General features: G+C 73.6%; 22 protein-coding genes. 13 read left to right on the top strand and 9 right to left on the bottom strand.

Annotated features, from left to right (window positions below; translation table 11 throughout):
- Window position 1: 1 nt before the first annotated feature.
- Both HJG45_RS02115 and HJG45_RS02110 read right to left on the bottom strand, forming a co-directional pair.
- A complete protein-coding gene (locus HJG45_RS02115; protein ID WP_171610409.1) occupies window positions 2–640 on the bottom strand; it encodes a glutathione S-transferase family protein in 639 nt (212 codons plus the stop codon).
- On the bottom strand, window positions 637–1263 hold the full coding sequence (locus HJG45_RS02110; RefSeq protein ID WP_171610408.1) for a glutathione S-transferase family protein: 627 nt from the start codon (window positions 1261–1263) through the stop codon (window positions 637–639). Before HJG45_RS02110 ends, HJG45_RS02115 begins: the two co-directional genes overlap by 4 nt.
- A 111-nt stretch (window positions 1264–1374) precedes the next feature.
- Here HJG45_RS02110 and HJG45_RS02105 point away from each other — a divergent pair, with 111 nt between their 5' ends.
- From HJG45_RS02105 to HJG45_RS02090, 4 genes are all read left to right on the top strand, one after another.
- Window positions 1375–1851: a disulfide bond formation protein B gene (locus HJG45_RS02105; RefSeq protein WP_171610407.1), complete on the top strand. Its 477-nt coding sequence runs from the start codon at window positions 1375–1377 to the stop codon at window positions 1849–1851.
- Window positions 1848–2441 (top strand): demethoxyubiquinone hydroxylase family protein, encoded by a 594-nt coding sequence (locus HJG45_RS02100; RefSeq protein WP_171610406.1) that lies wholly within the window; start codon window positions 1848–1850, stop codon window positions 2439–2441. Before HJG45_RS02105 ends, HJG45_RS02100 begins: the two co-directional genes overlap by 4 nt.
- Window positions 2442–2520: 79 nt before the next feature.
- Window positions 2521–2988 carry a nuclear transport factor 2 family protein gene (locus tag HJG45_RS02095; RefSeq protein WP_171610405.1) on the top strand — a complete coding sequence of 156 codons (468 nt, stop codon included), beginning with the start codon at window positions 2521–2523 and terminating at the stop codon, window positions 2986–2988.
- Window positions 2989–3111: 123 nt separating this feature from the next.
- Window positions 3112–4107, top strand: a complete 996-nt coding sequence (locus HJG45_RS02090; RefSeq protein WP_171610404.1) for an alpha/beta hydrolase — start codon at window positions 3112–3114, stop codon at window positions 4105–4107.
- 25 nt (window positions 4108–4132) lie between these two features.
- On the opposite strand, the gene HJG45_RS02085 is transcribed toward HJG45_RS02090, so the two are convergent.
- Window positions 4133–4708 carry an HNH endonuclease gene (locus HJG45_RS02085; RefSeq protein WP_171610403.1) on the bottom strand — a complete coding sequence of 192 codons (576 nt, stop codon included), beginning with the start codon at window positions 4706–4708 and terminating at the stop codon, window positions 4133–4135.
- Window positions 4709–4868: 160 nt separating this feature from the next.
- Window positions 4869–5534, bottom strand: coding sequence for an alpha/beta hydrolase (locus HJG45_RS02080; RefSeq protein WP_171610402.1), 666 nt, complete (start codon window positions 5532–5534; stop codon window positions 4869–4871).
- A 147-nt stretch (window positions 5535–5681) separates the two neighbouring features.
- Between HJG45_RS02080 and gluQRS the strand changes: the two genes are divergently transcribed.
- The 3 genes from gluQRS to HJG45_RS02065 all read left to right on the top strand — a co-directional run bounded on the left by gluQRS (window position 5682) and on the right by HJG45_RS02065 (window position 10716).
- Window positions 5682–6566 carry a tRNA glutamyl-Q(34) synthetase GluQRS gene (gluQRS, locus tag HJG45_RS02075; protein ID WP_171610401.1) on the top strand — a complete coding sequence of 295 codons (885 nt, stop codon included), beginning with the start codon at window positions 5682–5684 and terminating at the stop codon, window positions 6564–6566.
- Between the two features lie 145 nt (window positions 6567–6711).
- On the top strand, window positions 6712–7362 hold the full coding sequence (locus HJG45_RS02070) for a hypothetical protein (protein ID WP_171610400.1): 651 nt from the start codon (window positions 6712–6714) through the stop codon (window positions 7360–7362).
- A 183-nt stretch (window positions 7363–7545) separates the two neighbouring features.
- The gene (locus HJG45_RS02065; protein WP_171610399.1) at window positions 7546–10716 is read left to right on the top strand and encodes an AAA family ATPase; all 3171 of its coding nucleotides are present in this window, start codon (window positions 7546–7548) and stop codon (window positions 10714–10716) included.
- Between the two features lie 59 nt (window positions 10717–10775).
- Here the strand turns inward: HJG45_RS02065 and panC are convergent, their stop codons facing one another.
- The gene (gene panC / locus HJG45_RS02060; protein ID WP_171610398.1) at window positions 10776–11606 is read right to left on the bottom strand and encodes a pantoate--beta-alanine ligase; all 831 of its coding nucleotides are present in this window, start codon (window positions 11604–11606) and stop codon (window positions 10776–10778) included.
- A 64-nt stretch (window positions 11607–11670) separates the two neighbouring features.
- On the opposite strand from panC, the gene HJG45_RS02055 reads away from it, so the two are divergent.
- The 4 genes from HJG45_RS02055 (at window position 11671) to HJG45_RS02040 (ending at window position 15984) form a co-directional block, all read left to right on the top strand.
- The gene (locus HJG45_RS02055) at window positions 11671–12867 is read left to right on the top strand and encodes a class I SAM-dependent rRNA methyltransferase (protein ID WP_171610397.1); all 1197 of its coding nucleotides are present in this window, start codon (window positions 11671–11673) and stop codon (window positions 12865–12867) included.
- Window positions 12864–13253, top strand: coding sequence for a DUF3293 domain-containing protein (locus HJG45_RS02050; RefSeq protein WP_171610396.1), 390 nt, complete (start codon window positions 12864–12866; stop codon window positions 13251–13253). Before HJG45_RS02055 ends, HJG45_RS02050 begins: the two co-directional genes overlap by 4 nt.
- 167 nt (window positions 13254–13420) lie before the next feature.
- Window positions 13421–14509 (top strand): mandelate racemase/muconate lactonizing enzyme family protein, encoded by a 1089-nt coding sequence (locus tag HJG45_RS02045; protein WP_171610395.1) that lies wholly within the window; start codon window positions 13421–13423, stop codon window positions 14507–14509.
- A 23-nt stretch (window positions 14510–14532) separates the two neighbouring features.
- On the top strand, window positions 14533–15984 hold the full coding sequence (locus HJG45_RS02040; RefSeq protein WP_171610394.1) for an amidase: 1452 nt from the start codon (window positions 14533–14535) through the stop codon (window positions 15982–15984).
- Between the two features lie 10 nt (window positions 15985–15994).
- Here HJG45_RS02040 and moaB read toward each other — a convergent pair whose 3' ends face one another.
- The 3 genes from moaB to HJG45_RS02025 all read right to left on the bottom strand — a co-directional run bounded on the left by moaB (window position 15995) and on the right by HJG45_RS02025 (window position 19381).
- On the bottom strand, window positions 15995–16534 hold the full coding sequence (gene moaB / locus HJG45_RS02035; protein WP_171610393.1) for a molybdenum cofactor biosynthesis protein B: 540 nt from the start codon (window positions 16532–16534) through the stop codon (window positions 15995–15997).
- Between the two features lie 49 nt (window positions 16535–16583).
- On the bottom strand, window positions 16584–18374 hold the full coding sequence (locus HJG45_RS02030; RefSeq protein WP_171610392.1) for a lytic transglycosylase domain-containing protein: 1791 nt from the start codon (window positions 18372–18374) through the stop codon (window positions 16584–16586).
- Window positions 18375–18547: 173 nt separating this feature from the next.
- Entirely contained in the window at window positions 18548–19381 is an 834-nt protein-coding gene (locus tag HJG45_RS02025; protein ID WP_171610391.1) for a uracil-DNA glycosylase, read from the bottom strand.
- A 124-nt stretch (window positions 19382–19505) separates the two neighbouring features.
- Between HJG45_RS02025 and HJG45_RS02020 the strand changes: the two genes are divergently transcribed.
- A complete protein-coding gene (locus HJG45_RS02020; protein WP_171610390.1) occupies window positions 19506–21221 on the top strand; it encodes an electron transfer flavoprotein-ubiquinone oxidoreductase in 1716 nt (571 codons plus the stop codon).
- Between the two features lie 115 nt (window positions 21222–21336).
- On the opposite strand, the gene HJG45_RS02015 is transcribed toward HJG45_RS02020, so the two are convergent.
- On the bottom strand, window positions 21337–22344 hold the full coding sequence (locus HJG45_RS02015; RefSeq protein WP_171610389.1) for a tripartite tricarboxylate transporter substrate binding protein: 1008 nt from the start codon (window positions 22342–22344) through the stop codon (window positions 21337–21339).
- A gap of 244 nt (window positions 22345–22588) precedes the next feature.
- Here HJG45_RS02015 and HJG45_RS02010 point away from each other — a divergent pair, with 244 nt between their 5' ends.
- A complete protein-coding gene (locus HJG45_RS02010; protein WP_171610388.1) occupies window positions 22589–22867 on the top strand; it encodes a cupin domain-containing protein in 279 nt (92 codons plus the stop codon).
- The last annotated feature ends 3 nt before the right edge of the window (window positions 22868–22870 follow it).

Below are 22870 nucleotides of genomic sequence, written 5' to 3'. Positions count from 1 at the left end.
CTCAGCTCAGCGGCACCGCGACATGCTTGGCATAGGGCGGGCGGGCCAGCAGCCGGTCGTACCAGCCGCGCAGCCGCGGCAGCTCGGCTCGCTCGATCGGCAGCGCGAACCAGCGGTGCAGGAAGCCGCCGATCGCCATGTCGGCGATGCTGAATTCGCCGGCGATGTAGTCGCGCCCTTCGAGCTGCGCCTCGACGATGCGCCACAGCCGCTCCGCCGCGTCACGGGCGCGCGCCACCGCCCGCATGTCGCGCTCGGCCTCCGGCGTGCGCACCAGCGACCAGAAGATGACCCGCAGCGGCTCGTTCAGCGAGGCGAGGGTCCAGTCCATCCAGCGCTCGACATCCGCCCGGGCCTCTGGCGCCTCCGGGTAGAAGACGTTGCCGCCCGGCTGGGTGCGGCAGAGATAGCGCAGGATCGAATGGCTCTCCCACAGCGTGTAGCCATGCGGCATCACCAGCGTCGGCACGGTCGCGTTGGGGTTCATTGCCGCGTAGTCGGGGTCGCGCGTGCGGCCGAAGGCGCCGCCGGCATCGATGCGGTCGAAGGGTAGGGCAAGCTCGTCGAGCAGCCACAGCACCTTCATCACATTGACCGAGTTCGCCCGTCCCCAGACCGTCAGGATCTTCGGCTGGCTCATGTCATCGGCACCGCGACATGCTGCGCGAAGCCGGCATGGTTCGCCTGCAGCCGCTCGTACCAGGCCTCGAGGTTGGGCATCGGCGCGCGGCTGACCGGCAGGGCGAACCAGCGGTGCAGATAGGGGCCGAGCACGATATCGGCGAGGGAGAAGCTGCCGGCGACGTAGTCGCGGCCGTCGAGCTGCCGGTCGACGATCCCCCACAGCGCCTCCGCCGCATCGCGCGCCTTCGCCGCCGCGGCCAGGTCGCGCTGCGCCTCCGGGGTGCGGACATAGGTCCAGAAGAGCGGCGTCATCGGCCCGCTCAGGCTGGCGAGCTGCCAGTCCATCCAGCGCTCGACATCGGCGCGCTGGCGCGGCGCGGCAGGATGCATCGGATCGCCTGGCCTACGCGTCGCCACCAGATAGCGCAGGATCGAATGGCTTTCCCAGACCGAATACCCGTCCGGCTCCTCGATCACCGGCACCAGGGCGTTCGGGTTCATGGCGAGGTAGAAGGGCTCCCTGGTCCGTCCATACTCGCCGCCGACATCGATCCGTTCGTGGTCGATCGACAGTTCCTCGCAGAGCCAGAGGACCTTCATGACGTTGCTCGAACTGGCGCGGCCCCAGATCTTCAGCATGGCGCATCCCCTCTTCGTCCTCGCCGGACCCTAACATCTGCCATCCAGCGGCCCAACCGGGGGCCGCTGCCCCGTCTTGCCAGCCGGCTGACCGCGCGGGAGAAGGGCGGCATGCCATCGATGCTGATGCTGGCGCTGCTTGCCGCCGCCGCGCCGATCTTCGCCCGGGCCAGCGAGGGGATCTGGGGCATCGCGCCCTGCGAACTCTGCCTGTGGCAACGCTGGCCCTATCTCGTGGCGGCGGGGCTGGCAATGGCGGCGGCGCTCTGGCCGCGCGGCCGGCGGGCGCTCGGCCTGCTGGCGGTGCTGGCGGTGCTGGCCTCCGGCCTTGTCGCGGCCTTCCATATCGGCGTCGAGCAGGGCTGGTGGCCCTCGCCCCTGGCGGGCTGCCAGGCGCCGCATGCCGTGGGCGGCACCAGCGTCGAGGACATGCTGCGCTCGCTGCCGGTCGCGCCTTCGAAGCCCTGCGACGCGCCGACCTATCTGATTTCCGGCCTGCCGCTCTCCATGGCGGCGATGAACCTGCTCTACGCGCTTGCCCTGGCCGGGCTCGGCCTCATTTCTCTCCGCAGAGGAGCCAGAACATGACGGATGCGGCGAATGCGGACGGATCCCGTCCGGCACGGGGCAGGCGGACCGGGGAGGGGCGGCTGCCCGGCGACCCGACGCCGCGGCAGGTGGTCGAGCGCGCGATCCGCGTCGACCATGCCGGCGAATACGGCGCCAAGCGGATCTACCAGGGTCAGCTCGCCGTGCTGCGCGGCACCCGCTGGGAAGGAATGATCCGCCACATGCAGGCGCAGGAGCAGGTGCATCTCGATACCTTCGCGCGGCTGATCCCGGAGCGCCGGGTGCGGCCGACGGCGCTGCTGCCGGTCTGGCACGTGGCGGGCTTCGCCCTCGGCGCGGCGACGGCGCTGCTCGGCCATCGCGGCGCCATGGCCTGCACTGTCGCCGTCGAGGAGGCGATCGACGAGCACTACCAGGCGCAGGAGCGGGAGCTGGGCGAGGACGAGGCGCCGCTGCGCGCGCATATCGCGCAATTCCGCGCCGAGGAGCTGGAGCACCGCGATATCGGCCTCGAGAACGAGGCCGAGCTCGCCCCCGCCTACCGGGCGCTGAGCGCCGCGATCAAGGCGGGCTGCAAACTGGCGATCAAGGTGAGCGAGCGGGTGTGAGCCGCGCCGACGGGCAGGCTTGACCCGCCCGCCCGCCTGCCGCGCCATGGCGCGATCCGAAGGCAAGAGGAGCCGCGCCATGACCGACCTGCCCCTGCCCGAGGCGGATGCCGAGACCACCGCCGCGATCCGCGACTGGCTCGACCGCTTCGCCGCCCGCGTCCGCGAGGTGGACTATGCCGGCGCCACTCCCTTCTGGCACGAGGACATCGTCATCTTCGGCACCTACCAGGAGCTGGTGAAGAGCCGGCAGGCCTGGACCGACCGGCAATGGGACAATGTCTGGCCGCGCACCGCGGAGTTCGCCTTCGACCTCGGCAACACCCTGGTGCTGGCCTCGCCCGATGGCGGCATGGCGGTGGCTGTCGCCCCCTGGACCAGCACCGGCTTCCATCCCGACGGCACGCCCTTCCCGCGGCCGGGCCGCGCCACCATCGTGCTGGCGCGGCAGCCGGACGGGCGCTGGCTCGGCGTGCACAGCCACATGTCGCTCGGCAAGGGCGTGCCGCAGGACAGCCACGGCAAGCGGCCGATCAAGGCGCGGTAGATCATACCGCGCCCCGGTGGAGGCATCCGCACGCAGCATGCTCCGGCGCCGCCCGGCCCCGGTTGTGGCGCGGCCGGGGCTGCGCCACCCTTCGGCGCAAAGACCGAGGAAGGAAGGCCCGCCATGCCCGTCGATCCGCAGATCCAGGCGCTGCTCGATGCCGGCCGCCACCTGCCGCGCACCGAGAGCCTGCCCGTCGCCGAGGCGCGGGCGATGTACGAGGCACGCACCGCCGCCTATGCGCCGCCGGCGCGCGTCGCGCGGGTCGAGGAGCGGATGATCCCCGGCCCGGCGGGCGCGCCGCTGCGCCTGCGGGTCTACACGCCGGAGGGGCCAGGGGAGAGAGACGGGGAGGGAGACGGGGAGGGGCCTTTCCCGCTGCTGGTCTTCTTCCATGGCAGCGGCTTCGTGCTCTGCAGCCTGGATACGCATGACGGCACCTGCCGCAACCTCTGCGCCGGGGCGGGCTGCGTCGTCGCCTCGGTCGATTACCGGCTGGCGCCGGAGCACCGCTTCCCGGCGGCGCCGGAGGACTGCCTCGCCGCCACCCGCTGGTGCGCCGCGCAGGCCGCCGAGCTCGGCGCCGATCCGGCGCGGGTCGTCATCGGCGGCGACAGCGCCGGCGGTAACCTCGCGGCGGTCACCGCGCTGCGGCTGCGCGACGAGGGCAGGCCGGCCGTGCTCGGCCAGATGCTGCTCTATCCGGTGACCGACTGGCACACGCCCGGCTGGCCCTCCTATGCCGAGAATGCCGAGGGCTACGGGCTCGGCCGGGCGACGATGGAGTGGTTCTGGGGCCATTACCTGGCCGACCCGGCGCGCGAGGCCGCGCATCCGCATGCCGCGCCGATCCGCGCCGAAAGCCTCGCCAAGCTGCCGCCTGCCCTCGTCACCACCGCCGAATACGACCCGCTGCGCGACGAGGGCGAGGCCTATGCCGAGGCGCTGCGCAAGGCGGGCGTCACGGTCGCCTGCACGCGCTGGCTCGGGCTGAACCACGGCTTCTATTCCTGGACCGGCAAGGTGGACCACGCGACGGCGGCGATGCGGGAGGCGACGGGCTGGCTGCGCGAGGTCTTCGCCGGCCGGCCGCCATCCTGGGAGACGCGGCACCGCTGAGGCGCGGCCCCCTCCCAGGACGCCCTCAGCTCTCCAGCTCGGAATCCCAGTAGAGATAGTCCCGCCAGCTCTCATGCAGGTAGTTCGGCGGGAAGGCGCGGCCATTCTCCTGCAGCTCCCAGCTCGTCGGCTGGCGCGGCGCCTGGCGCGGCTGCATGTGGCATTCGCGCGGCAGCTTGTTGCCCTTGCGCAGGTTGCAGGGGCCGCAGGCGGTGCAGACATTCTCCCAGGTGGTGCGGCCGCCGCGGCTGCGCGGGATCACATGGTCGAAGGTCAGGTCGTGGGTCGGCCGCCCCTCGCCGCAATACTGGCATTCGAAGCGGTCGCGCAGGAAGACGTTGAAGCGGGTGAAGGCCGGCCGCCGCGCCGCCGGGATGTATTCCTTCAACGCGATCACGCTCGGCAGGCGCATGGACAGGGTCGGGGAATGGACCGCGACCTCGTATTCGTTGAGCACCGAGACGCGGTCGAGGAAGACGGCCTTCACCGCATCCTGCCAGGCCCAGATCGATAGCGGGAAATAGGAGAGCGGGCGGAAATCCGCGTTCAGCACGAGGGCCGGGAAGGACTGGCCGGTGATGAAACTACCGCCGTCTGGCAAGTGCCGCTCCTTTTCGAAGCGGTGCCAACTACAGATAGAGGGCCGAACAACGATTGGGCCCCATATCCTGTGGCACCGCCGTGTTACCCGGCATTCTTGCCCCCCTCGGTGCGACTGCGCAAGCTGCCCGACCGGCGGGGGTGTGCCTTTCATCCCATCGTCATGCCAGGGCCGGCCCGGCGAAGGCCGCCTTCAGGGCCCTGGCGCCGGCCTCGATGCCCACAATATCGATGCTATGGGCGAGGCCGGGGCGGTACAGCGCCTCCACCGGGACGCCCGCCGCCCGCAGCGCCGACTCGGCGGCCCGGCTCGCCGCCGCCGGCACCACGTCATCCGCCTCGCCATGCACCAGCAGCACCGGCGGCCGGCCGGTCATCTCGGCGGCCAGCGTCTCGGGCGCGACCAGGGCGCCGGAATAGCCGAGGATGGCGGCCGGCGGCACCGCCCGGCGCAGCCCGGCATAGAGCGCCATCATGCAGCCCTGGCTGAAGCCGGCGAGGGCGAGGGCCGAGCCCGGCAGGCTCAGCCGCGCCAGCTCGGCATCGAGGAAGGCATCGAGCGCGCCGCGTGCCGCCCGCGCCCCAGCCGCCATCCTTGCCGGCTGGCGGTCCTGCAGGCTGAACCACTGCCGGCCATAGGGGCCCATGTCGCAGGGATCGGGCGCATCGGGCGCGACGAAGGCGGCGTCCGGCAGCGCCTTGGCCCAATGCGGCGCGAGCTCGATCAGGTCCTGGCCATCGGCGCCGAGACCGTGCAGCACCACCACGAGCTGCTGCGCCGGCCCCTTGGACAGGGGGCCGAAACGGGGTCCGCTGAGTTGCACCATGCCTCTTGCTCCTCTCCTGCCCCGGCCGCCGGAGCATTTTCCGCTCACCTGCGTTCGCGGCAAATACTCCAGCCTGTTGTTTGCAGAGCATCTTCAGCCGATCAGGTGGTTCCACATGATCGGGATCTGCTCTACGCGCAGGCCCCGATGCCAGTCCCGGCCAGCCTGCGCCCCCTGCTGCCCGACCTGCCCGCGGGCGCCGTCACCCGCTTCGCGCCGAGCCCGACCGGGCTGTTGCATCTCGGCCATGTCCATGCCGCGCTCTTCGCCGACGCCCTGGCGCGGGCGGCGGGCGGCCGCTTCCTGCTGCGGCTCGAGGATATCGACGGCACCCGCTGCCGTCCCCACTTCGCCGCGGCGATCGAGACCGACCTGGCTTGGCTCGGCCTCCGCTGGGCGGGGCCGGTGCGGGTGCAGTCGCGGCACATGCCGGAGTATCGCGCCGCGCTCGCCCGGTTGGAAGCGCGGGGCCTGCTCTATCCCTGCTTCTGCAGCCGGGCCGGGATTCAGCGCGAGATCGCGGCCGCCGGCGGCGCGCCGCAAGGCCCGGACGGCCCGGCCTATCCGGGCACCTGCCGGCGCCTCTCCGCGGATGAGCGGGCAGCGCGGCTGGCCGCAGGGGCGCCGCATGCGCTGCGCCTCGACATGGCGGCCGCCCTGGCCGCGGCGCCGCCCGGCCTCTCCTTCCACGAACTGGGGGAGGGGCGGCTGCCCTGCGATCCGGCGCCCTTCGGCGACGTGGTGCTCGCCCGCAAGGAGATCCCGGCGAGCTACCATCTCTGCGTCACGCATGACGATGCGCTGCAAGGGGTGACGCTGGTCACCCGCGGCCTCGACCTGAAGCCGGCGACGCATCTGCACCGCCTGCTGCAGGCGCTGCTCGGCTGGCCGGAGCCGGCCTATGCGCATCACGGCCTGATCCTCGGCGCGGATGGGCGGCGGCTGGCGAAGCGCGACCGGGCGCCGAGCCTGCAGGCGCTGCGCGCGGCCGGCCACGGCCCGGAGGAGGTGCGGCGCCTGGCAGGATGGTGACGGCCGGATGCGGATCGTGTCACATGCGAGTGAAGCATATTCCCTCGCTTGCATCGGCGCCGAATATTCCGAGCGCTCGTTTTAGAGCCGAATTTTCCTGCTTAAGCCTTGCAAACCATTTGAGCCGCTTCGAAGGAGCCATGCGATGTCCTGCATGTTCGCCCCGATTCAGGGTGGCAGCCCGATGCGGGAGATCTTCCCGCTGCCGCTCGACGACGTGGATGCGCTGTGCAAGCTCGGCGAGACCGAGATGCGCGGCATGCTCGGCATCTCGGCCATCAAGGACCTGGATCGCGCGCCGCTCACCTATGCGCAGTTCTTCGGCGCCGCGCTGAAGCCGGACGGCGCCGCCTTCTACCTGACGACCCTGGCGCCCACCGCCACCGGCACGCCGCAGGGGATCCCCTCCTGGCGCGGCGCCTTCTTCGCGCATTTCGGCGTCGGCGACATCGTCGGCACGGTCGAGGGCACGCTGCAGGGCCCGTCCGAGCCGACGCTGCTCACCGTCGCCGCCGAGCTCCGCCTCGACGAGGGCAAGGCGCGCGCCGCGCCCTCGCCGCAGCGCATCGCCGAGGCCAGCGCCAGCTGGACGGTGCGCGGCTCGCAGGCGACGCGGGCCAACAAGCTCGGCCTCATCGGCAAGGTCGACGTCACCAATCCTGGCCCGCACGACCCGGCCGATATCCGCCGCTGCATCGCGCTGCACGCGCCCGACCGCGCCTTCGGCGAGTTGCGCGCGGTGGTGGCCATGCAATGCGGGGTGGCCGCGGCGGCCTTGATCGAGGCAATCTGCTGACCGACGAAGGACGGATCACCGCAGCGGCGCATGAGCGATGACGAGCCACGAGACCGGTTCCCCGCGCCATCCTCGCTGACCGAGGGCGCCGGGGATATGGCGCCCTCCGCCTGGCCCATCGCCGCCCTCGCGCCGCTCCGAGCGCCTGCCTGGACTCGCGCCGTCCCGATGCCCGTGGGCTCGATGCCCGCGCCCTCGATGCATGCGCCGATCCGCGGCACCGAGCGGCAGGTGGGTCCCGGGATCCTGTCCGAGCGGAAGCTCGTCACCATCCTCTTCGCCGACATCGTCGATTCGCTCCGCGCCATCGAGGGCGTCGACCCGGAGGAGGCGCATGCGCTCCTTTCCGCCACGCTCGACGCCATGGCGCAGGCGGTGCGCGCCTATGGCGGCAGCGTCGCTAACACCATGGGCGACGGGATCATGGCCGTCTTCGGCGCGCCCCTCGCGCAGGAGGACCACGCGATGCGCGCCTGCCATGCGGCGCTGCTGCTGCATGATTGGGTGGCGGGCATCCGGCCCGGCAGTGGCCGCGTCGCGGTGCGCGTCGGCCTGCATTCGGGCGAGGTGGCGATCGGCACCGCGCCGGCCGAGATCAGCGCGACCGGCGCGGCGGTGCACATCGCCTCCCGTCTGCAGCAGCTCGCGGCGCCCGGCCGCACCGTCCTCTCGGCCGAGACCAGTATGCTCGTGCAGGCCGAGATGCTCACCGAGCCGCTCGGCCGCTTCGCCCTGAAGGGGCTGGAGCGGAGCGTCGACCTGCACCGCCTGCTCGGCCCGCTGCCGGCGCAGCCGCGGCCGGAGCACCGCCGGCAGGCCTCCTTCGTCGGCCGCGGCGCCCCGCTGGCGGCGCTGCTGGAGGCACATGCGGCGGCGCTGCAGGGCCGCGGCGCGCTGCTCGCGGTGAGCGGCGAGGCCGGCATCGGCAAGACCGCGCTGGTCGAGCGCTTCCTCGCCGCGCGGCCCCCGGCGGCGCGGCTGGTGCGCGGCGCCGCCGAGCGCTACCTGAGCGCGGCGCCCTTCCAGCCGCTGCGGGCGCTGATGCTCGACCTGCTCGAGCTGCACCAGGTCGCGCCAGAGGAGCGACGCGCCGCCCTGCTGGCGCGGCTGCAGGTGCTGGACCTGACGCCGGAGATCAGCGCCCCGCCGCTGCTCGAGCTCTTCGACCTCGCCAGCGCCGATGCGGAATGGGCGCGGCTCGGGGCGCAGCAGCGCCGGGCACGCATGGCGGCGAGCTTCGCCGAGCTGCTGCTGCGCGAGAGCCGGCACTGCCCGCTGCTGGTCGTCCTCGAGGACCTGCAATGGGCCGATTCGGCGACGATCGACCTGCTGGGCCTGCTGGCGCGGCAGCTCGGCACGCATGGCATCCTGCTGCTGCTCACGCACCGGCCGGAATTCCAGCCGCCCTGGGCCGACAGCCCCATCTTCCGCGCCCTGCGGCTCGACCGCCTCGACGAGGAGGAGACGCGGGCGCTGATCCGGCACCAGGCCGGCGCCGGGCTGCTGCCGCTGCTCGAGCGGCGCATCCTGGCGCTGAGCCGCGGCAACCCGCTCTTCCTGCGCGAGAGCATCAACGCGCTGATCGAAGCGGGCATGGTCGCGCCCGGGCCCGCCGGGGCGCCGGCGGCCACGCTGCCGGATCCCGAGACGATCGCCATCCCGCGCTCGGTCACCGCGGTCATCGCCGAGCGCATCGACCGGCTGGCGCCGGACGCGAAGGCGGTGCTGCTGGCGGCGAGCGTCATCGGGACGCAATTCTCGCTCGACCTGCTCGCCCGCCTCACCCGCGAGCCGCCGGAGCGGCTGCCCGAGCAGCTCCGCATCCTGGAGCGGGCCGAGTTCCTGCGCAGCGTCGATCCCGCGGCCGGGCTGTACGCCTTCGACCATGCGCTGTTCCAGGAGGTCGGCTACGCCACCCTGCTGAAGGCGAACCGGCGCCGCCTGCACGAGGCGGCCTTCCTCGCGCTGCGGCAGCGGCAGCGCGAGCCGGAGGCCGCCCAGGTCGAATCCCTCGCCTTCCACGCCCTGCATGGCGAGCTCTGGGAGGAGGCCTTCCGCCTCTGCTGGCGGGCCGGGCGGCGGGCCGCCGCGCGCTACGCGCATCGCGAGGCGGCGCACCACCTGGAGAACGCGCTGCACGCCCTCGGCCAGGCCGATCCGGACGGGCTGCGGCTGGAGAGCGCGCTCGAGCTGCGGCTGGAACTGCGCGCCGCCAGCCTGCCGCTGCTGCGCCTCGACCGGGTGGGCGGGCTGCTCGAGGAGGCGCGGCAGCTGGCGCAGCGCCTCGGTCATCGCGACCAGCTCGCCCGGATCACCGGCTTCCTCGCCGGTCATGCCTATCTGACCCGCAGCGCCAAGCCCTCGGAGGCGCTGTGCCGCGAGGCGCTGCAGCTCTGCCGGGAGGGCACCGACCCCAATCTGCGCATCGCCCCGAGCCTCTACCTGGCGCAGGCGCTCTACGGGCTCGGCCGCTATGGCGAGGTGCTGCGGGTCCTCAACCCGGTGCTGCGCAACCTCGATGCCGGCCTGCCGGGCGCGGCGCTCGGCCTGCCGGTGCGGCCGCTGCTGATGGGCTGGTACTGGCTGGCCATCGCCCAGGCCGAGCTCGGCCGCTTCGCGCCCGCCCGCCAGCTCTGCGAGCGGATGCTGACCATCGCCGACGAGCTGCTGCCCTTCGAATACATCTATGCCGAGACCGCGGCCGGCTTCGTGCTGATGCTGGAAGGCCAGATGGCGGCGGCGCGGGAGGCGAGCGCGCGCGCCCTCGCCGCCGCCGATGAGCGCGACATCGCCTTCATCATCCCGGTGCTCGGCTCGCAGCTCGGCTACCAGATGGCCGCGACCGGGCAGGCCGCCGAGGGGGTCGCGCTCGCCCGCCGCGGCATGCAGGCCGCCGAGCGCATCGGGGTCTATGCCGGCCGCTCGCGCTGGTGCGCCCGCCTCGCCGAGGCCTGCCTCGCCGCCGGCCTGCCGGAGGAGGGGATGGCGCATGCCGAGACCGCGCTGCGCCTCGCCGAGGCGGGGGAGGAGACCGGCTATGTCTGCTCCGCCCTGCGGCTGCGGGCGAAGGCGAGGCTGTGGCGGGGTGGATCGGCGGAGGCGGCGCGACAGGACCTGCTGCAGGCGGCCGAGACGGCGCGCCGGCTGCATATCGGCCCGGCCCTGGCCAAGGCGCAGCTCGATCTCGGCCTGCTGGAGCGGATGCTCGGCCGGCCCGGCCCGGCCCGGCAGCACTGGCGGCGCGCCGAGGCCGGGTTCCGCCGCCTCGGCATGGAGGTCTGGGCGGGCGAGGTGGCGGCGCGGCGGGACCGGTCGGACATCGGCCCGGCGGCGCTGACCGGCAGCGCCGAGTGAGGGCGGCTGCCTAGAGCGGATCCCGTTCGAGTGGAAGCACTCGAACGGGTGAAAATGCTCTAGCCGACTGCGATGTTGTCCAGCAGCCGCACGCTGCCGAGGCGCGCGGCGGCGACCAGGCGGCCGGGCAGCGCCGTGGTCTCGCGCAGGCTCTCCGGCTCGACCAGCGCCAGGTAGTCGAGGCCGAAGCCCGCCGCGGCGAGGCGGCTCCGCGCTGCCGCCAGCACCGCATCGGCCGGCTGCCCGGCGCCGAGCGCCGCCGCCGCCTCGGTGAGCGCGGCATGGAGGCCGGCCGCCTGCCGCCGCTCCGCCGGCGCGAGGAAGCGGTTGCGCGAGGACATGGCCAACCCATCCGCCTCCCGCACCGTCGGGCAGCCGATGATCCGCAGCGGCAGGTCGAGATCCGCCACCATGCGCCGGATCACCTGCAACTGCTGCCAGTCCTTCTCGCCGAACATCGCCGCCCGGGCGCCGGTCTGCAGGAAGAGCTTGGCGCAGACCGTGGCGACGCCGCGGAAATGCCCCGGGCGCGCCGCGCCCTCCCAGCCCTCCGAGGGGCCGCCGACCTCGATCGTGGTGGCGCGGCCGGGCGGGTACATTGCCTCGACGCTCGGCAGCCAGGCGAGGTCGCAGCCCGCGCTCTCCAGCGCCGCCAGGTCGCCGGCCTCGTCGCGCGGGTAGCGGGAGAGGTCCTCGTTCGGGCCGAATTGCAGCGGGTTGACGAAGATCGAGGCGGCGACCGCGCCGCCCATCGCCGTGGCCTCGCGCCGCGCCGCGCGGATCAGCGACAGATGCCCCTCGTGCAGCGCCCCCATGGTGGGCACCAGGGCGATGGGGCCGAGGCGTGCCGTCTCGGCGCGCAGGCTGCTCAGGTCTCGGGCGATCCTCATGCCCCAGCATCTGCACCGTTGCCGATTGCGCCGCAAGGCCCGGCCGGCGCATACCCGCGGCCCCATGAGCGACACGCCCGCAGACCGCCCCCTGATCCGCCTCCTGCCCGGCCATGACCGCCGGGTGAAGGCCGGCCACCCCTGGGCCTTCTCGAACGAGATCGCCATGACCCCGGCGATCCGCGCCCTGCCGCCGGGCGGCGCGGTGCGGCTGGAGGGCGATGATGGCTGGCGGCACGGCAGCTGGAGCTTCAACCCGCACAGCCTGATCGCCGCCCGGCTGCTCGACCGCGATCCGGCGGCGGCGCTGGATGCCGCCTGGGCGGAGCGCCGCCTCGGCGCCGCCCTGGCGCTGCGCGAGAGGCTCTACGACGCGCCCTTCTACCGCCTCGTGCATGCCGAGGCGGATGGCCTGCCCGGCCTCGTCATCGACCGCTACGGCGATGCCCTGGCGCTGCAGGCCAATACCGCCGGCATGGAGGCGCTGACGCCGGTGCTGGTCGAGGCGCTGCGGCGCCTGCTCGCGCCGCGCCTCGTCGTCGCCCGCAACGACGCCGCGGTGCGCCGGCTGGAGGGGCTGGAGGAGGGCGTGGCGCCGCTGCTCGGCAGCGACACCACCGCGCGGGTCGAGGAGGGCGGGCTCGGCTTCGCGGTGGACCTGCTCGGCGGCCAAAAGACCGGCTGGTTCTACGACCAGCGGGAGAATCGCGACCGGGTGGCGCGGCTCGCCCGCTCCGCGACGGTGCTCGACGCCTTCTGCCATACCGGAGGCTTCGGCCTGCGCTGCGCCGCGGCCGGGGCGGCGCGGGTGACGCTGCTCGACCGCAGCGCGCATGCGCTCGACCTCACCATGGAGACGGCGCGCGGCAACGGCCTGGCGGAGCGGGTGGAGGCGCAGCGCGGCGAGGCGCTGGAGGCGCTGGAGCGGATGGGCGCCGCCGGGACGCGCTTCGACATCGTCGTCGCCGACCCGCCGGCCTTCGCCAAGTCGCGCAAGGACCAGCCGCAGGCGCTGCGCGGCTATGGCAAGCTGGCGCGCCTCGCGGCGCCGCTGGTGGCGCCGGGCGGCTTCCTCTTCATCGCCTCCTGCTCGCATCACGTGGCGCCGGGGGACTTCGCCGATGCGGTGATCTGGGGCCTCGGGCGGGCCCGGCGGGAGGCGAAGCTGCTCTTCCAGGGCGGCGCCGGCCCCGACCATCCGGTGCATCCGCAGCTGCCGGAGAGCGCCTATCTGAAGGCGCTGCTCTTCCAACTGCCGTGACCACCGCGCTCGGCGCCGCCTACCGGGCGAGCGCGTACGAGGCGGCGGGCGCGGTGGCGCGGATCGGCCGGCGCAGCCCGGCGGTGGAGGCGCTGCTGCGCCGGTTCGGCGCCCGGGAAGGCGGCTTCGTCGGCGCCTGGAATCCCGGCAGCCGCCGGCATCCGCCCGGCTGGAACGCGCGCCGGCACGCGGCGCTGCGGGCGGCGGCGCGGCGCCTGCCGGGTGTCGAGGGCTGGGGCGGCACGCCGCGCTGGCGCGAGCGCCACCTGCTGCTGGCCGGCGATCCGCGCCGCCTCGCCGTGCTCGGCCGGCGCTTCCGGCAGCGGGCCATCGTCACGCTGCGCCTCGGCCAGCCGGCCCGGCTGCGCTGGTTGCGTGCCGGCTAGAGCAGATCGCGTTCGGATGGAGTCATCCGAACGCGTGAAGATGCTCGCAAAATCACACGCTGGAGCATGCTGCGTGAACGCATGTGAACGCAGCATGCTCCAGCCCCCTCGCGCCGCCCGGCCTCGCGGCGTAGCCTGCCGCGCAAGGCGAGAAGGGGAGAGACGCCATGCCGAAGCTCGAACGCATCGAGGCCGGGCATTACCGCATCCCGCTGCCGGAGGTGCTGACCGACAGCACCCATGGCGCGATGACGCATTTCGAGCTCGTCACCTGCCGCCTGCGCGACGCCGACGGGGCCGAGGGCAGTGGCTACACCTACACCGTCGGCCGCAATGGCGGCGCGGCGCATGACATCCTGGCGCGCGAGATCGCCGAGCTCGCCATGGGCCACGAGGCGGATGCGATCGAGGCGCTGTGGCAGCATCTCTGGTGGGGCCTGCATTACGGCGGCCGCGGCGGGCCGGCGGTGCTGGCGCAATCGGCCATCGACATCGCGCTCTGGGACCTGAAGGCGCGGCGCGCCAGGCTGCCGCTCTGGCGGCTGCTCGGCGGCTACGATCCGCGCGTGCCCTGCTATGCCGGCGGCATCGATCTCGAGCTCGACGCCAAGGCGCTGATCCGGCAGACCGAGGGCAACCTGGCGCGCGGCTTCCGCGCCATCAAGATGAAGGTCGGCCGGCCGCGCCTCTCCGAGGATGTGGCGAAGCTCGCCGCCATGCGGGCGCATCTCGGCGAGGGCTTCCCGATGATGGTGGACGCCAATATGCGCTGGACCGCCGATGTGGCGATCCGCGCCGCCCGCGCCTTCGCGCCGCACGACCCGACCTGGCTGGAGGAGCCGGTGGTGCCGGAGGATGTCGCCGGCCATGCCCGGGTGCTGCGCGAGGGCGGGGTGCCGATCGCCACCGGCGAGAACCTGCGCTCGCTCTGGGACTTCCAGGCGCTGATCGCCGCCGGCGGCGTCTCCTATCCCGAGCCGGACGTGACCAATTGCGGCGGCGTCACCGCCTTCATGAAGATCGCGCATCTGGCCGAGGCGCATCACCTGCCGCTGACCAGCCATGGCGCGCATGACGTGACGGTTCAGCTCCTCGCCGCCTGCCCGAACCGCTTCTACCTGGAAGCGCATGGCTTCGGCCTCGACCGCTTCATCGAGCAGCCGCTGCGGATCGAGGAGGGCATGGCGGTGGCGCCGGAGCGGCCGGGCCATGGCATCGGCTTCGACTGGGCGGGGCTGGAGAAGGTGCGGGCCTGACCGGCCGCCCTGGGGAGTGCCGCATGTCCGACGCGCTGATCCGCCTGACCGCCACCGAGGCCGTCGCCCGCCTGCGGCGGCGGGAGGTCTCGCCGCTCGAGCTGATCGACGCCGCCGAGCGGCGCATCGCCGCGGTCGAGCCGGCGGTGAACGCCCTGCCGACCCTCTGCCTCGACCGGGCGCGGGCGCATGCCCGGCGGCTGATGGCCGGCGAGGGCGCGAAGCGGGAGGGCGAGCCCGGCTGGCTCGCCGGGCTGCCGGTGACGATCAAGGACCTCACCGATGTCGCGGGCGTCCGCACCACCTATGGCTCGCCGCTCTTCCGCGACCATGTGCCGGAGCGCTCGCACCCGCTGGTCGAGCGGATCGAGGCGCTCGGCGGCATCGTCGTCGGCAAGTCCAACACGCCGGAATTCGGCGCCGGCGGCTCCACCTTCAACGAGGTCTTCGGCCGCACCCGCAACCCCTGGAACACCGCGCTCACCCCTGCCGGCAGCACCGGCGGCGGGGCGGTGGCGCTGGCGACCGGCGAGTGCTGGCTGGCCCAGGGCACCGATCACGGCGGCAGCCTGCGCCGGCCGGCCACCTATTGCGGCGTGACCGGGCTGCGGCCCTCGCCGGGGCGGGTGACGCGGGGCACGGTGAACGCGCTGTTCTCGCCGCTCTCGGTGCAGGGGCCGATGGCGCGCAGCATCCCCGACCTGGCGCTGTTCCTCGACACCATGGCCGGCTGGGACGCGCGCGACCCGCTGACCTATGACGCGCCGGCCACGCCCTATGCGGCGGCCGTCGCGGCGGCGCGGCCGCCCCGGCGCGTCGCGTATACAGCCGATTTCGGCAGCCTGCCAATCGACCGCGAGATGCGCGCCCTGTGCGATGCGGCGGTGCGCCGCTTCGCCGAGGCGGGCTGCGCGGTGGAGGCGATCGACCTGCCGCTCGGCGCGCTGCAGGAGGCCTTCCTGGTGCTGCGCAGCCAGCAATTCGTCATCGACCGCGAATTGCAGCTCGCCGCGCACCGGGCGCGGATCAAGCCGGATATCGTCTGGAACACCGAGCGCGGCCTGGCGGCGACGCCGAGCCAACTCGCCTGGGCCGAGCGCGAGCGCGCCGCCTGGTACCGCCGGGTCAGCGCCGTCTTCGCGGCGTTCGACGTGATCGTGACACCCGGCGCCGGCACGCCCGCCTTCGACGTCATGCTGCGGCATCCGGAGAGCATCGGCGGCCGCAAGCTCGAGAATTACATGGCCGGCTCGATGTGGAACGCCGCCTTCACCCTGGCCGGCTGCCCCGCCGTGGCGGTGCCTTGCGGCCAGGACCGGTATGGCCGCCCGGTCGGGCTGCAGGTGGCGGCGCCGCCGCGGCGCGACGCGGTGGCGCTGGCCGCGGCGGCGGTGTTCGAGCGCATCGTTGGGCTGGACCGGGCGCTGCCGATCCTGCCGCGCGAGGGGGTGGTGCCGCCGGTGGAGACAGCCTGAAGGCCCCGTCTCACGCCGCCCGCACATGCTCCTTCAGCCGCGGCATCAGCTCCACCAGGTTGCAGGGCCGGTGCCGGGCATCGAGCTGGAACACCAGGATGTCGTCCCAGGCATCCTTGCACGCGCCGGTGCTGCCGGGCAGGGCGAACAGGTAGGTGCCGTCGGCGACGCCGCCGAGCGCCCGGCTCTGCATCGTGCTGGTGCCGATCTTGCGGTAGCTCAGCATCCGGAACAGCTCGCCGAAGCCCTCGATCTCCTTCTCCAGCACGCGCTGGAAGGCCTCCGGCGTCACGTCGCGGCCGGTGATGCCGGTGCCGCCGGTGGTGATGACGCAGTCGATGGCCGGGTCGGCGATCCAGCGGCGCAGGATGGCCTCGATCGCATCCGCCTCGTCGCGGGTGATCTCGCGGGCGGCGCAGCGGTGGCCGGCGCCCTCGATCCGTTCCTGCAGGGTCTGGCCGGAGCGGTCGCTGGCCAGGTCGCGGGTGTCGGAGACGGTCAGCACCGCGATGTTGACGGGGAGGAAGGGCAGGCTCTCGTCGATCGGCATGGGGGCTCCGGGGCGTGGGATGGGCGGCGGGTGGGGCGCCGTTCATCCCCTAAGGGTGGGGACGGTCCCGCCCATCCAGCAAGGCCGCCACCTGCTCCGGCCCGGCGAAGCGCGGGAAGCGCCCCGCCGCCAGCGCCTCCAGGCTCGGCGCCGGCAGGCCGAGGCGGGAGGCGTAGATCCAGGAAAAGGCCAGCACCCGCTGCACGTAGAGGCGCGTCTCCTCGAAGGGGATCGCCTCGATGAACAGGAAGGGGTCCTCGCGATGGCCATGCGCCGGCAGCCATCTCAGCAGGTTGCCTGGCCCGGCATTGTAGGCGGCGAGCAGCCGGACGAGGTTGCCCTCGATCCCCTCATGCTGCGCGAGATGGTGCAGGTAGCGCTGCCCGAGCTCGAGCGAGAGACCCGGATCGTGCAGCCGCCGGACGGCCTCGCCCCGCAGGCCCGGGTCATGCGCCACGAAGCTCGCCGTGGCCGGCATGATCTGCATCAGCCCGCGGGCGCCGGCGGGCGAGACAGCGCCGGCATCGAAGCGGCTCTCCTGCAGCGCCACGGCATAGAGCAGGGCCGGGTCGATGCGGTAGCCGCCTTGCGGCTGCAGCACCGGCAGCGGGAAGCGGGCGAGGTCGCGCGGGCCGTCCCCGGCGGCCTCCGGCGCGGCGGCGAGCTGCGCGGCGAGGCCGTGCAGCCCCGCCTGCCCGGCGACCATCCGCATCGCCCGCAGCAGGGCGGGGTTGCGGCCGGCCTGGGCCTGAAGCTGGCGCAGCTCGGCCTCGGCCGGGTCCGTCGCGCCGATTTGCAGCAGGGCGAGGGCCCGCCAGCCGCCGGCACTCTCGGCCAGGGGGGCGAGGGGCGAGGCGGCGGCGCCGGCCGGCGCCTCCCAGGCGAATTGCGCGCCGATGCCGAGCGCCCGGCGGGCCAGCAGCCCGTAGAAGCTGCGCGGCGCCTGCGCCGCCTGCAGCATCCAGGGCACGTATAGCGCCGGCTGGCGGGCCCGCACCGCGGCGCGCGCGGTCCAGAAGGCGGCGGCGGCCCGCAGCGCCGGCGGCGCCCCCTCCTGTCGCGCGGCGCGTTCGAGATAGGGCAGGGCGGCGTCCGGCTGGCCGGCGCCCCAGGCGGCCAAGCCGGCGGCGAAGGCAGCGAGGCCGCTGGCCTCGCCGGCGCGGGCCGCCTCGGCGGCGATGCGCAGCGCCGCCTCGTCGTGGCCGGCGCGGAACAGGCCGATGCCGAGCTCGGCCTGCAGCCGTGCGGCATAGGCGGGGGCGATGCCCTTCGCCTCGGCGATGCGGGCCAGGCCGCCCGCCGCATCGCCGGCCGCAGCCCGCTCGCGCACCGCGCGCTCCAGGGCTGGGTCGCGTCGCAGCGCCGGGTCGGGCGGCGACTGCTCAGGGACGGCGAGGTCGGCCTCGGAAGCGGGGGCGGCCTCCGGCGGGACCGCGTCGCGCGGCGGCAGCCGGCGGAGCAGGGCCTGGATCGCACCCGCCTCGGGATGGTCGCCATAGAGCGCGAGCCAGGATTGCAGCGCGGCGCGGCCCGGGTCGGCGCCCGGCCGCAGGTAGCGGTCGGCCAGCACATGGCCGAGCAGCCGCCGGTCGGCCAGGCGCTCCGTCTCCTGCTGGGCGGCGGCGAGGTCGCCTTGCGCCTGCAGCGCCAGGATGCGCCGCAGCCGCGCCGCCTCGGCGGGGGCGAGAAGCTGCGGCAGGGCGGCAGGGCCAGCCGCGATGGCCTGCTGCGGCGTCGGCTGCGCCGAGGCGGGCGCGCCGGGCAGCGCCAGGGTGAGAGGCATGGTGAGCGGCATCGCGGCCAGCAGGGCGCGCAGGGCCCCGGGAAGAGTCACGGGCATGGCACATTCCCGTTACCATTCAGTGTGAATTCAATACAACAAGGAAGCCCCCCATGGTCAGGCCAGTGTCCTGCCCCGGACGTTCGTGGGCTTCGCCCACGAACGGAAGGGACAAGCAGGCCACTGAATACGAAGGCTGGTGGCCTGAGAGTGACGTCCGAAGGACGTCTCGATCAGGACGCCAGGCGCCGTTGCAGCAGCAGCAGGTCGCGCCAGGCCTCCCGCTTGGCGGAGGGGGTCCGCAGCAGATAGGCCGGGTGCAGCGTCGCCAGCGCCGGCCAGGCCTGCCCGTCCTCCGCCGTCACCTCGTGCCAGCGGCCGCGCAGCCGGGTGATCCCCTCGCGCGAGCGCAGCAGCGACTTGGCCGCGACGCCGCCGAGCAGCACCAGGTGCCGCGGCCGGGCCAGGGCGATGTGGCGCAGCACGAAGGGCAGGAAGAGCGTGATCTCGGCATCGGTCGGGGTGCGGTTCCCCGGCGGCCGGAAGGGCAGGATATTGGTGATGTAGAAGCCGCCCGCCTCCCGCCGCAGCCCGATCGAGGCCAGCATCCGGTCGAGCAGCTGGCCGGAGACGCCGACGAAGGGCCTGCCCTGGCGGTCCTCGTCGCCGCCCGGCGCCTCGCCGATCAGCATCAGCCCGCTCTCCGGCGCGCCATCGGCGAAGACGAGGTTGGTCGCCGTCTCGCGCAGCGGGCTGCCGTCGAAGCGGGCCATGGCCTCGCGCAGCGCCGGCAGGCTGTCCGCCGCCGCGGCGAGGGCGGCGGCCCGGCTCGCTGCCGGCGGCGCGGCGATGGCAGCCCGGCGCGGCGTGACAAGGGCCGGGCGCGGCGGCCGGGCGCCGGGGGAGGTGGCATCGGGGAAGGGGGCGGCGGCCGCGGCATCCGCCGATTCGGGGCGGCCGGCCGGCCGGGTGCGGTCGAGCGGCGCCGCGTCCAGCGCCTCGTCCGCCCCCCAGTCGATCTGCAGCCTGAGCGCCGCGAGCAGCGCCTCCGGCGTCACGGCCTCCATGCTCGCCCGATGCTCCCGCCCGTTGCTCTCGCCCGTTGGGTCTCCCGGCCGGTATCGCGCCGGGACGGGGTTCCGCGCAACCCGGCGCGGGGCTACATGCCTCAGCACAATGGAGGAGCCGGGCATGTCGGAGGCGGAACAGCGCGAGGCGATGGAGTTCGACGTGCTGATCGTGGGTGGCGGTCCCGCCGGGCTCGCCGCGGCGATCCGCCTCAAACAGGCCGCGCCCGACGCCACAGTCTGCTTGGTCGAGAAAGGCAGCGAGATCGGCGCCCATATCCTCTCGGGCGCGGTGGTCGAGCCGCGGGCGCTGGACGAGCTGCTCCCCGACTGGCGCGAGGACCCGCCGGCCCTGGCGACCCCCGCCACCGACGACCGCTTCATGCTGCTGACGGAGACGAAGGCCTACAAGCTGCCGACGCCGCCGCAGATGAACAACCACGGCAATTACATCGTTAGCCTTGGCAATGTCTGCCGCTGGCTCGGCGCCAAGGCCGAGGCGCTCGGTGTCGAGATCTATCCGGGCTTCGCGGCCTCCGAGACCATCGTCGAGGAGGGGCCAGGGGGAGCCACGGTCAAGGGCGTCATCGCCGGCGTCGCCGGCATCCTGAAGGACGGCACCAAGGGCCAGAATTACGAGCCGGGCATGGAGCTGCGCGCCACCTACACCCTCTTCGCCGAGGGCTGCCGCGGCTCGCTCACCAAGCAGCTCTTCGAGCGCTACAAGCTGCGCGAGGGCGTCGCGCCGCAGACCTTCGCCCTCGGCATGAAGGAGCTGTGGGAGATCCCGAAGGAGCGGCACACACCGGGCCTGGTCTGGCACTCCACCGGCTGGCCGCTCGCGAGCGACACCTATGGCGGCTCCTGGCTCTACATGCTGGGCGAGAACCTGGTCTCGATCGGCTTCGTGATCGGGCTCGACTATCCTAATCCCTGGCTCTCGCCCTTCGACGAGTTCCAGCGCTTCAAGACGCACCCGGAGGTGCGCAAGATGCTGGAGGGCGGCAAGCGCATCGCCTATGGCGCGCGGGCGCTGAACGAGGGCGGCTTCCAGGCCATCCCGAAGCTGGTCTTCCCGGGCGGCATGCTGATCGGCGACACCGCCGGCTTCCTCAACGTGCCGAAGATCAAGGGCACGCACACCTCCATGAAGTCCGGCATGGTCGCGGCCGAGGCGGTGGCCGCGGCGCTGGCCGGCGAGGCGCGGCCGCCGGTACTCGAGGCCTATCCCGAGGCGCTCAGCAAGAGCTGGGTCTGGACCGAGCTGCAGGGCGTGCGGAACATCCGCCCGGGCTTCGCCAAGTACGGCCTCTGGGGTGGGTTGGTGAATGCCGCGCTCGACACCTACCTCTTCCGCGGCAAGGCGCCCTGGACCTGGGGGCATCATGCGGACAACGAGACGCTGAAGAAGGCCTCCGAGGCCAAGCGGATCGTCTATCCGAAGCCGGACGGCAAGCTGACCTTCGACCGGCTCTCCTCGGTCTTCCTCTCCAACACCAACCACGAGGAGGACCAGCCGGCGCATCTGAAGCTGCGCGATCCGGGGCGCTGGAAGGGCGTGAACTGGGACCAGTTCCGCAGTCCGGAGAGCCGCTACTGCCCGGCCGCGGTCTACGAGGCGGTGGGGCCGGAGGCGGAGCGGGAGCTGAAGGGCACGCCGGATGCCGAGGCGACGGGCGAGGGCGCCGAGGTCGAGGCCGGCGATGCCGGGGCGCGGCTGGTGATCAACGCGCAGAACTGCGTGCACTGCAAGACCTGCGACATCAAGGACCCGTCGCAGAACATCGACTGGACGACGCCCGAGGGCGGCGGCGGCCCGAACTACATCGGCGGCATGTAGGCTGTTCCCCGCGACGTCGCTGCGCGCCGTCGCGGGGGCCCGTGATTCGTCTTGGGCCCGAGATGCGTCACGTCCTGCCGCGGCAAAGCCACGGCAGGGCAATGGGAGACGCCGTCTATTCCACCGCCGCGCCGGAGATCCGCACCAGCTCCGCGGTGCGGCGGATCTCCGCCTGCTGGAAGCTGGCGAACTCCTCCGCCGTGCTGCCGACCGGCTCGTAGCCCAGCTCGGTCATGCGGCTGCGCATGGCGGGCTCGCGCATCGCCGCCTGGATCGCCGTCGAGATCCGCTCGACGATCGGCGCCGGCGTGTTGGCCGGCGCGAAGACGCCGAGCCAGCTCTGGAAGCCGTAGCTCGGCACCGTCTCGCGGATGGTCGGCACGTCGGGCAGTTGCGGCGAGCGTTCCTGCCGGGTGATGCCGAGCGGCCGGATCTGGCCGGCGCGGACCTGCTGGATGCTCTCGACCACCGGCGCGAAGACGAGCTCCACCCGGCCGGAGACGAGATCGGCCATGGCCGGGGCGCCGCCGCGATAATGCACCTGGGTGAAGCGGACCTTGGCCTCGTGCTCGAACAGCGCCAGCGCGAAATGCTGCGAGCTGCCCGAGCCGCCGGTCCCGGCATTCAGCGATCCCGGCTTCGCCCGGGCCAGCGCCAGCAGCTCCGCCACGCTGCGCGCCGGCACCGAGGGGTGCACCACCAGCAGGCAATGGCTGAGCGCGACCAGCGAGATGGGGGTGAAGTCCCGTGCCACGTCGAAGGGCAGGGAGCGGTAGAGCGACTGGTTCACCGCATGCGTGCCCATCGAGCCCATGACCAGCGTGAGCCCGTCCGGCTCGGCCCGCGCCCCCGCCTCGGAGGCGACGTTGCCACCGGCGCCGCTGCGGTTCTCGACCACCACCGACTGGCCGAGCGCCGGGGTGAGGGCCTGCGCCACGATCCGTGCCGTGGTGTCGGTGCTGCCGCCGGCGGCGAAGCCGACGAGCATGCGGATCGGCCGGTCCGGCACCCAGCCCGGCCCGGCCGCGGGCTGGGCCTGGGCGGGGCGGATGGCGGTGGCGACCCCGGGCAGAGTGGTCCAGGGCAGGGCCGCCAGGCCCGGCAAGAGGCGGCGTCGGTGCATCGTGGTTTCCTCCCGTGGGGCGCTGCGGCCCCATCCGCCCGGGATGCTACAGCGAAGCGCGATCCAGCGGGACCGGGCTTCGCCGCCGGCCCGCTTCCCGGACCAGGCTGCGGCGGCCCGGGCGTGGCGAAGAAGCAACCCGCCGGCGGCGATTGCGGCATCGGCGCGGAGCGAGTTTCGCGCTAGCCTCGACCGGCAGGAACCGGCAGCCATGGCCGGCGCGCAACGCCCAGGGAGAGGCTCGATGACCGACGCCACCGCCTTCGAGGCCGCGCTGCGCGCGGACGGGTTCCAAGAGACGGTGCGGCGGGAGGTGCCGGCCGGGATGGCGCTCGACGAGCACGACCATGACTGGGAGGTGCGCGGGCTGGTCCTGCGCGGCCGCTTCATCATCACCGCCGAGGACCGGCGGCAGGATTGCGGCCCGGGCCAAGTCTTCACCCTGGCGGCCGGGCACCGCCACACTGAGGCGGCCGGGCCGGCGGGGGCGGAGCTCCTCGTCGGCCGCCGCCACCCGGCCTGACGC

The organism is Roseicella sp. DB1501 (assembly GCF_013112485.1).
GTDB lineage: Bacteria > Pseudomonadota > Alphaproteobacteria > Acetobacterales > Acetobacteraceae > Paracraurococcus.
The sequence above is the reverse complement of the archived record's forward strand: the minus strand, read 5'-3'. Positions and strand labels throughout refer to the sequence as shown.

Coding starts and splice junctions, on each gene's coding strand:
- moaB (WP_171610393.1), bottom strand. CDS start 16,534: ATGCCGATCGACGAGAGCCTGCCCTTCCTCCCCGTCAACATCGCGGTG.
- HJG45_RS02010 (WP_171610388.1), top strand. CDS start 22,589: ATGACCGACGCCACCGCCTTCGAGGCCGCGCTGCGCGCGGACGGGTTC.
- HJG45_RS02095 (WP_171610405.1), top strand. CDS start 2,521: ATGACCGACCTGCCCCTGCCCGAGGCGGATGCCGAGACCACCGCCGCG.
- HJG45_RS02030 (WP_171610392.1), bottom strand. CDS start 18,374: ATGCCCGTGACTCTTCCCGGGGCCCTGCGCGCCCTGCTGGCCGCGATG.
- HJG45_RS02110 (WP_171610408.1), bottom strand. CDS start 1,263: ATGCTGAAGATCTGGGGCCGCGCCAGTTCGAGCAACGTCATGAAGGTC.
- panC (WP_171610398.1), bottom strand. CDS start 11,606: ATGAGGATCGCCCGAGACCTGAGCAGCCTGCGCGCCGAGACGGCACGC.
- HJG45_RS02115 (WP_171610409.1), bottom strand. CDS start 640: ATGAGCCAGCCGAAGATCCTGACGGTCTGGGGACGGGCGAACTCGGTC.
- HJG45_RS02080 (WP_171610402.1), bottom strand. CDS start 5,534: ATGGTGCAACTCAGCGGACCCCGTTTCGGCCCCCTGTCCAAGGGGCCG.
- HJG45_RS02040 (WP_171610394.1), top strand. CDS start 14,533: ATGTCCGACGCGCTGATCCGCCTGACCGCCACCGAGGCCGTCGCCCGC.
- gluQRS (WP_171610401.1), top strand. CDS start 5,682: ATGCCAGTCCCGGCCAGCCTGCGCCCCCTGCTGCCCGACCTGCCCGCG.
- HJG45_RS02020 (WP_171610390.1), top strand. CDS start 19,506: ATGTCGGAGGCGGAACAGCGCGAGGCGATGGAGTTCGACGTGCTGATC.
- HJG45_RS02055 (WP_171610397.1), top strand. CDS start 11,671: ATGAGCGACACGCCCGCAGACCGCCCCCTGATCCGCCTCCTGCCCGGC.
- HJG45_RS02065 (WP_171610399.1), top strand. CDS start 7,546: ATGCCCGCGCCCTCGATGCATGCGCCGATCCGCGGCACCGAGCGGCAG.
- HJG45_RS02070 (WP_171610400.1), top strand. CDS start 6,712: ATGTCCTGCATGTTCGCCCCGATTCAGGGTGGCAGCCCGATGCGGGAG.
- HJG45_RS02105 (WP_171610407.1), top strand. CDS start 1,375: ATGCCATCGATGCTGATGCTGGCGCTGCTTGCCGCCGCCGCGCCGATC.
- HJG45_RS02090 (WP_171610404.1), top strand. CDS start 3,112: ATGCCCGTCGATCCGCAGATCCAGGCGCTGCTCGATGCCGGCCGCCAC.
- HJG45_RS02025 (WP_171610391.1), bottom strand. CDS start 19,381: ATGGAGGCCGTGACGCCGGAGGCGCTGCTCGCGGCGCTCAGGCTGCAG.
- HJG45_RS02100 (WP_171610406.1), top strand. CDS start 1,848: ATGACGGATGCGGCGAATGCGGACGGATCCCGTCCGGCACGGGGCAGG.
- HJG45_RS02045 (WP_171610395.1), top strand. CDS start 13,421: ATGCCGAAGCTCGAACGCATCGAGGCCGGGCATTACCGCATCCCGCTG.
- HJG45_RS02015 (WP_171610389.1), bottom strand. CDS start 22,344: ATGCACCGACGCCGCCTCTTGCCGGGCCTGGCGGCCCTGCCCTGGACC.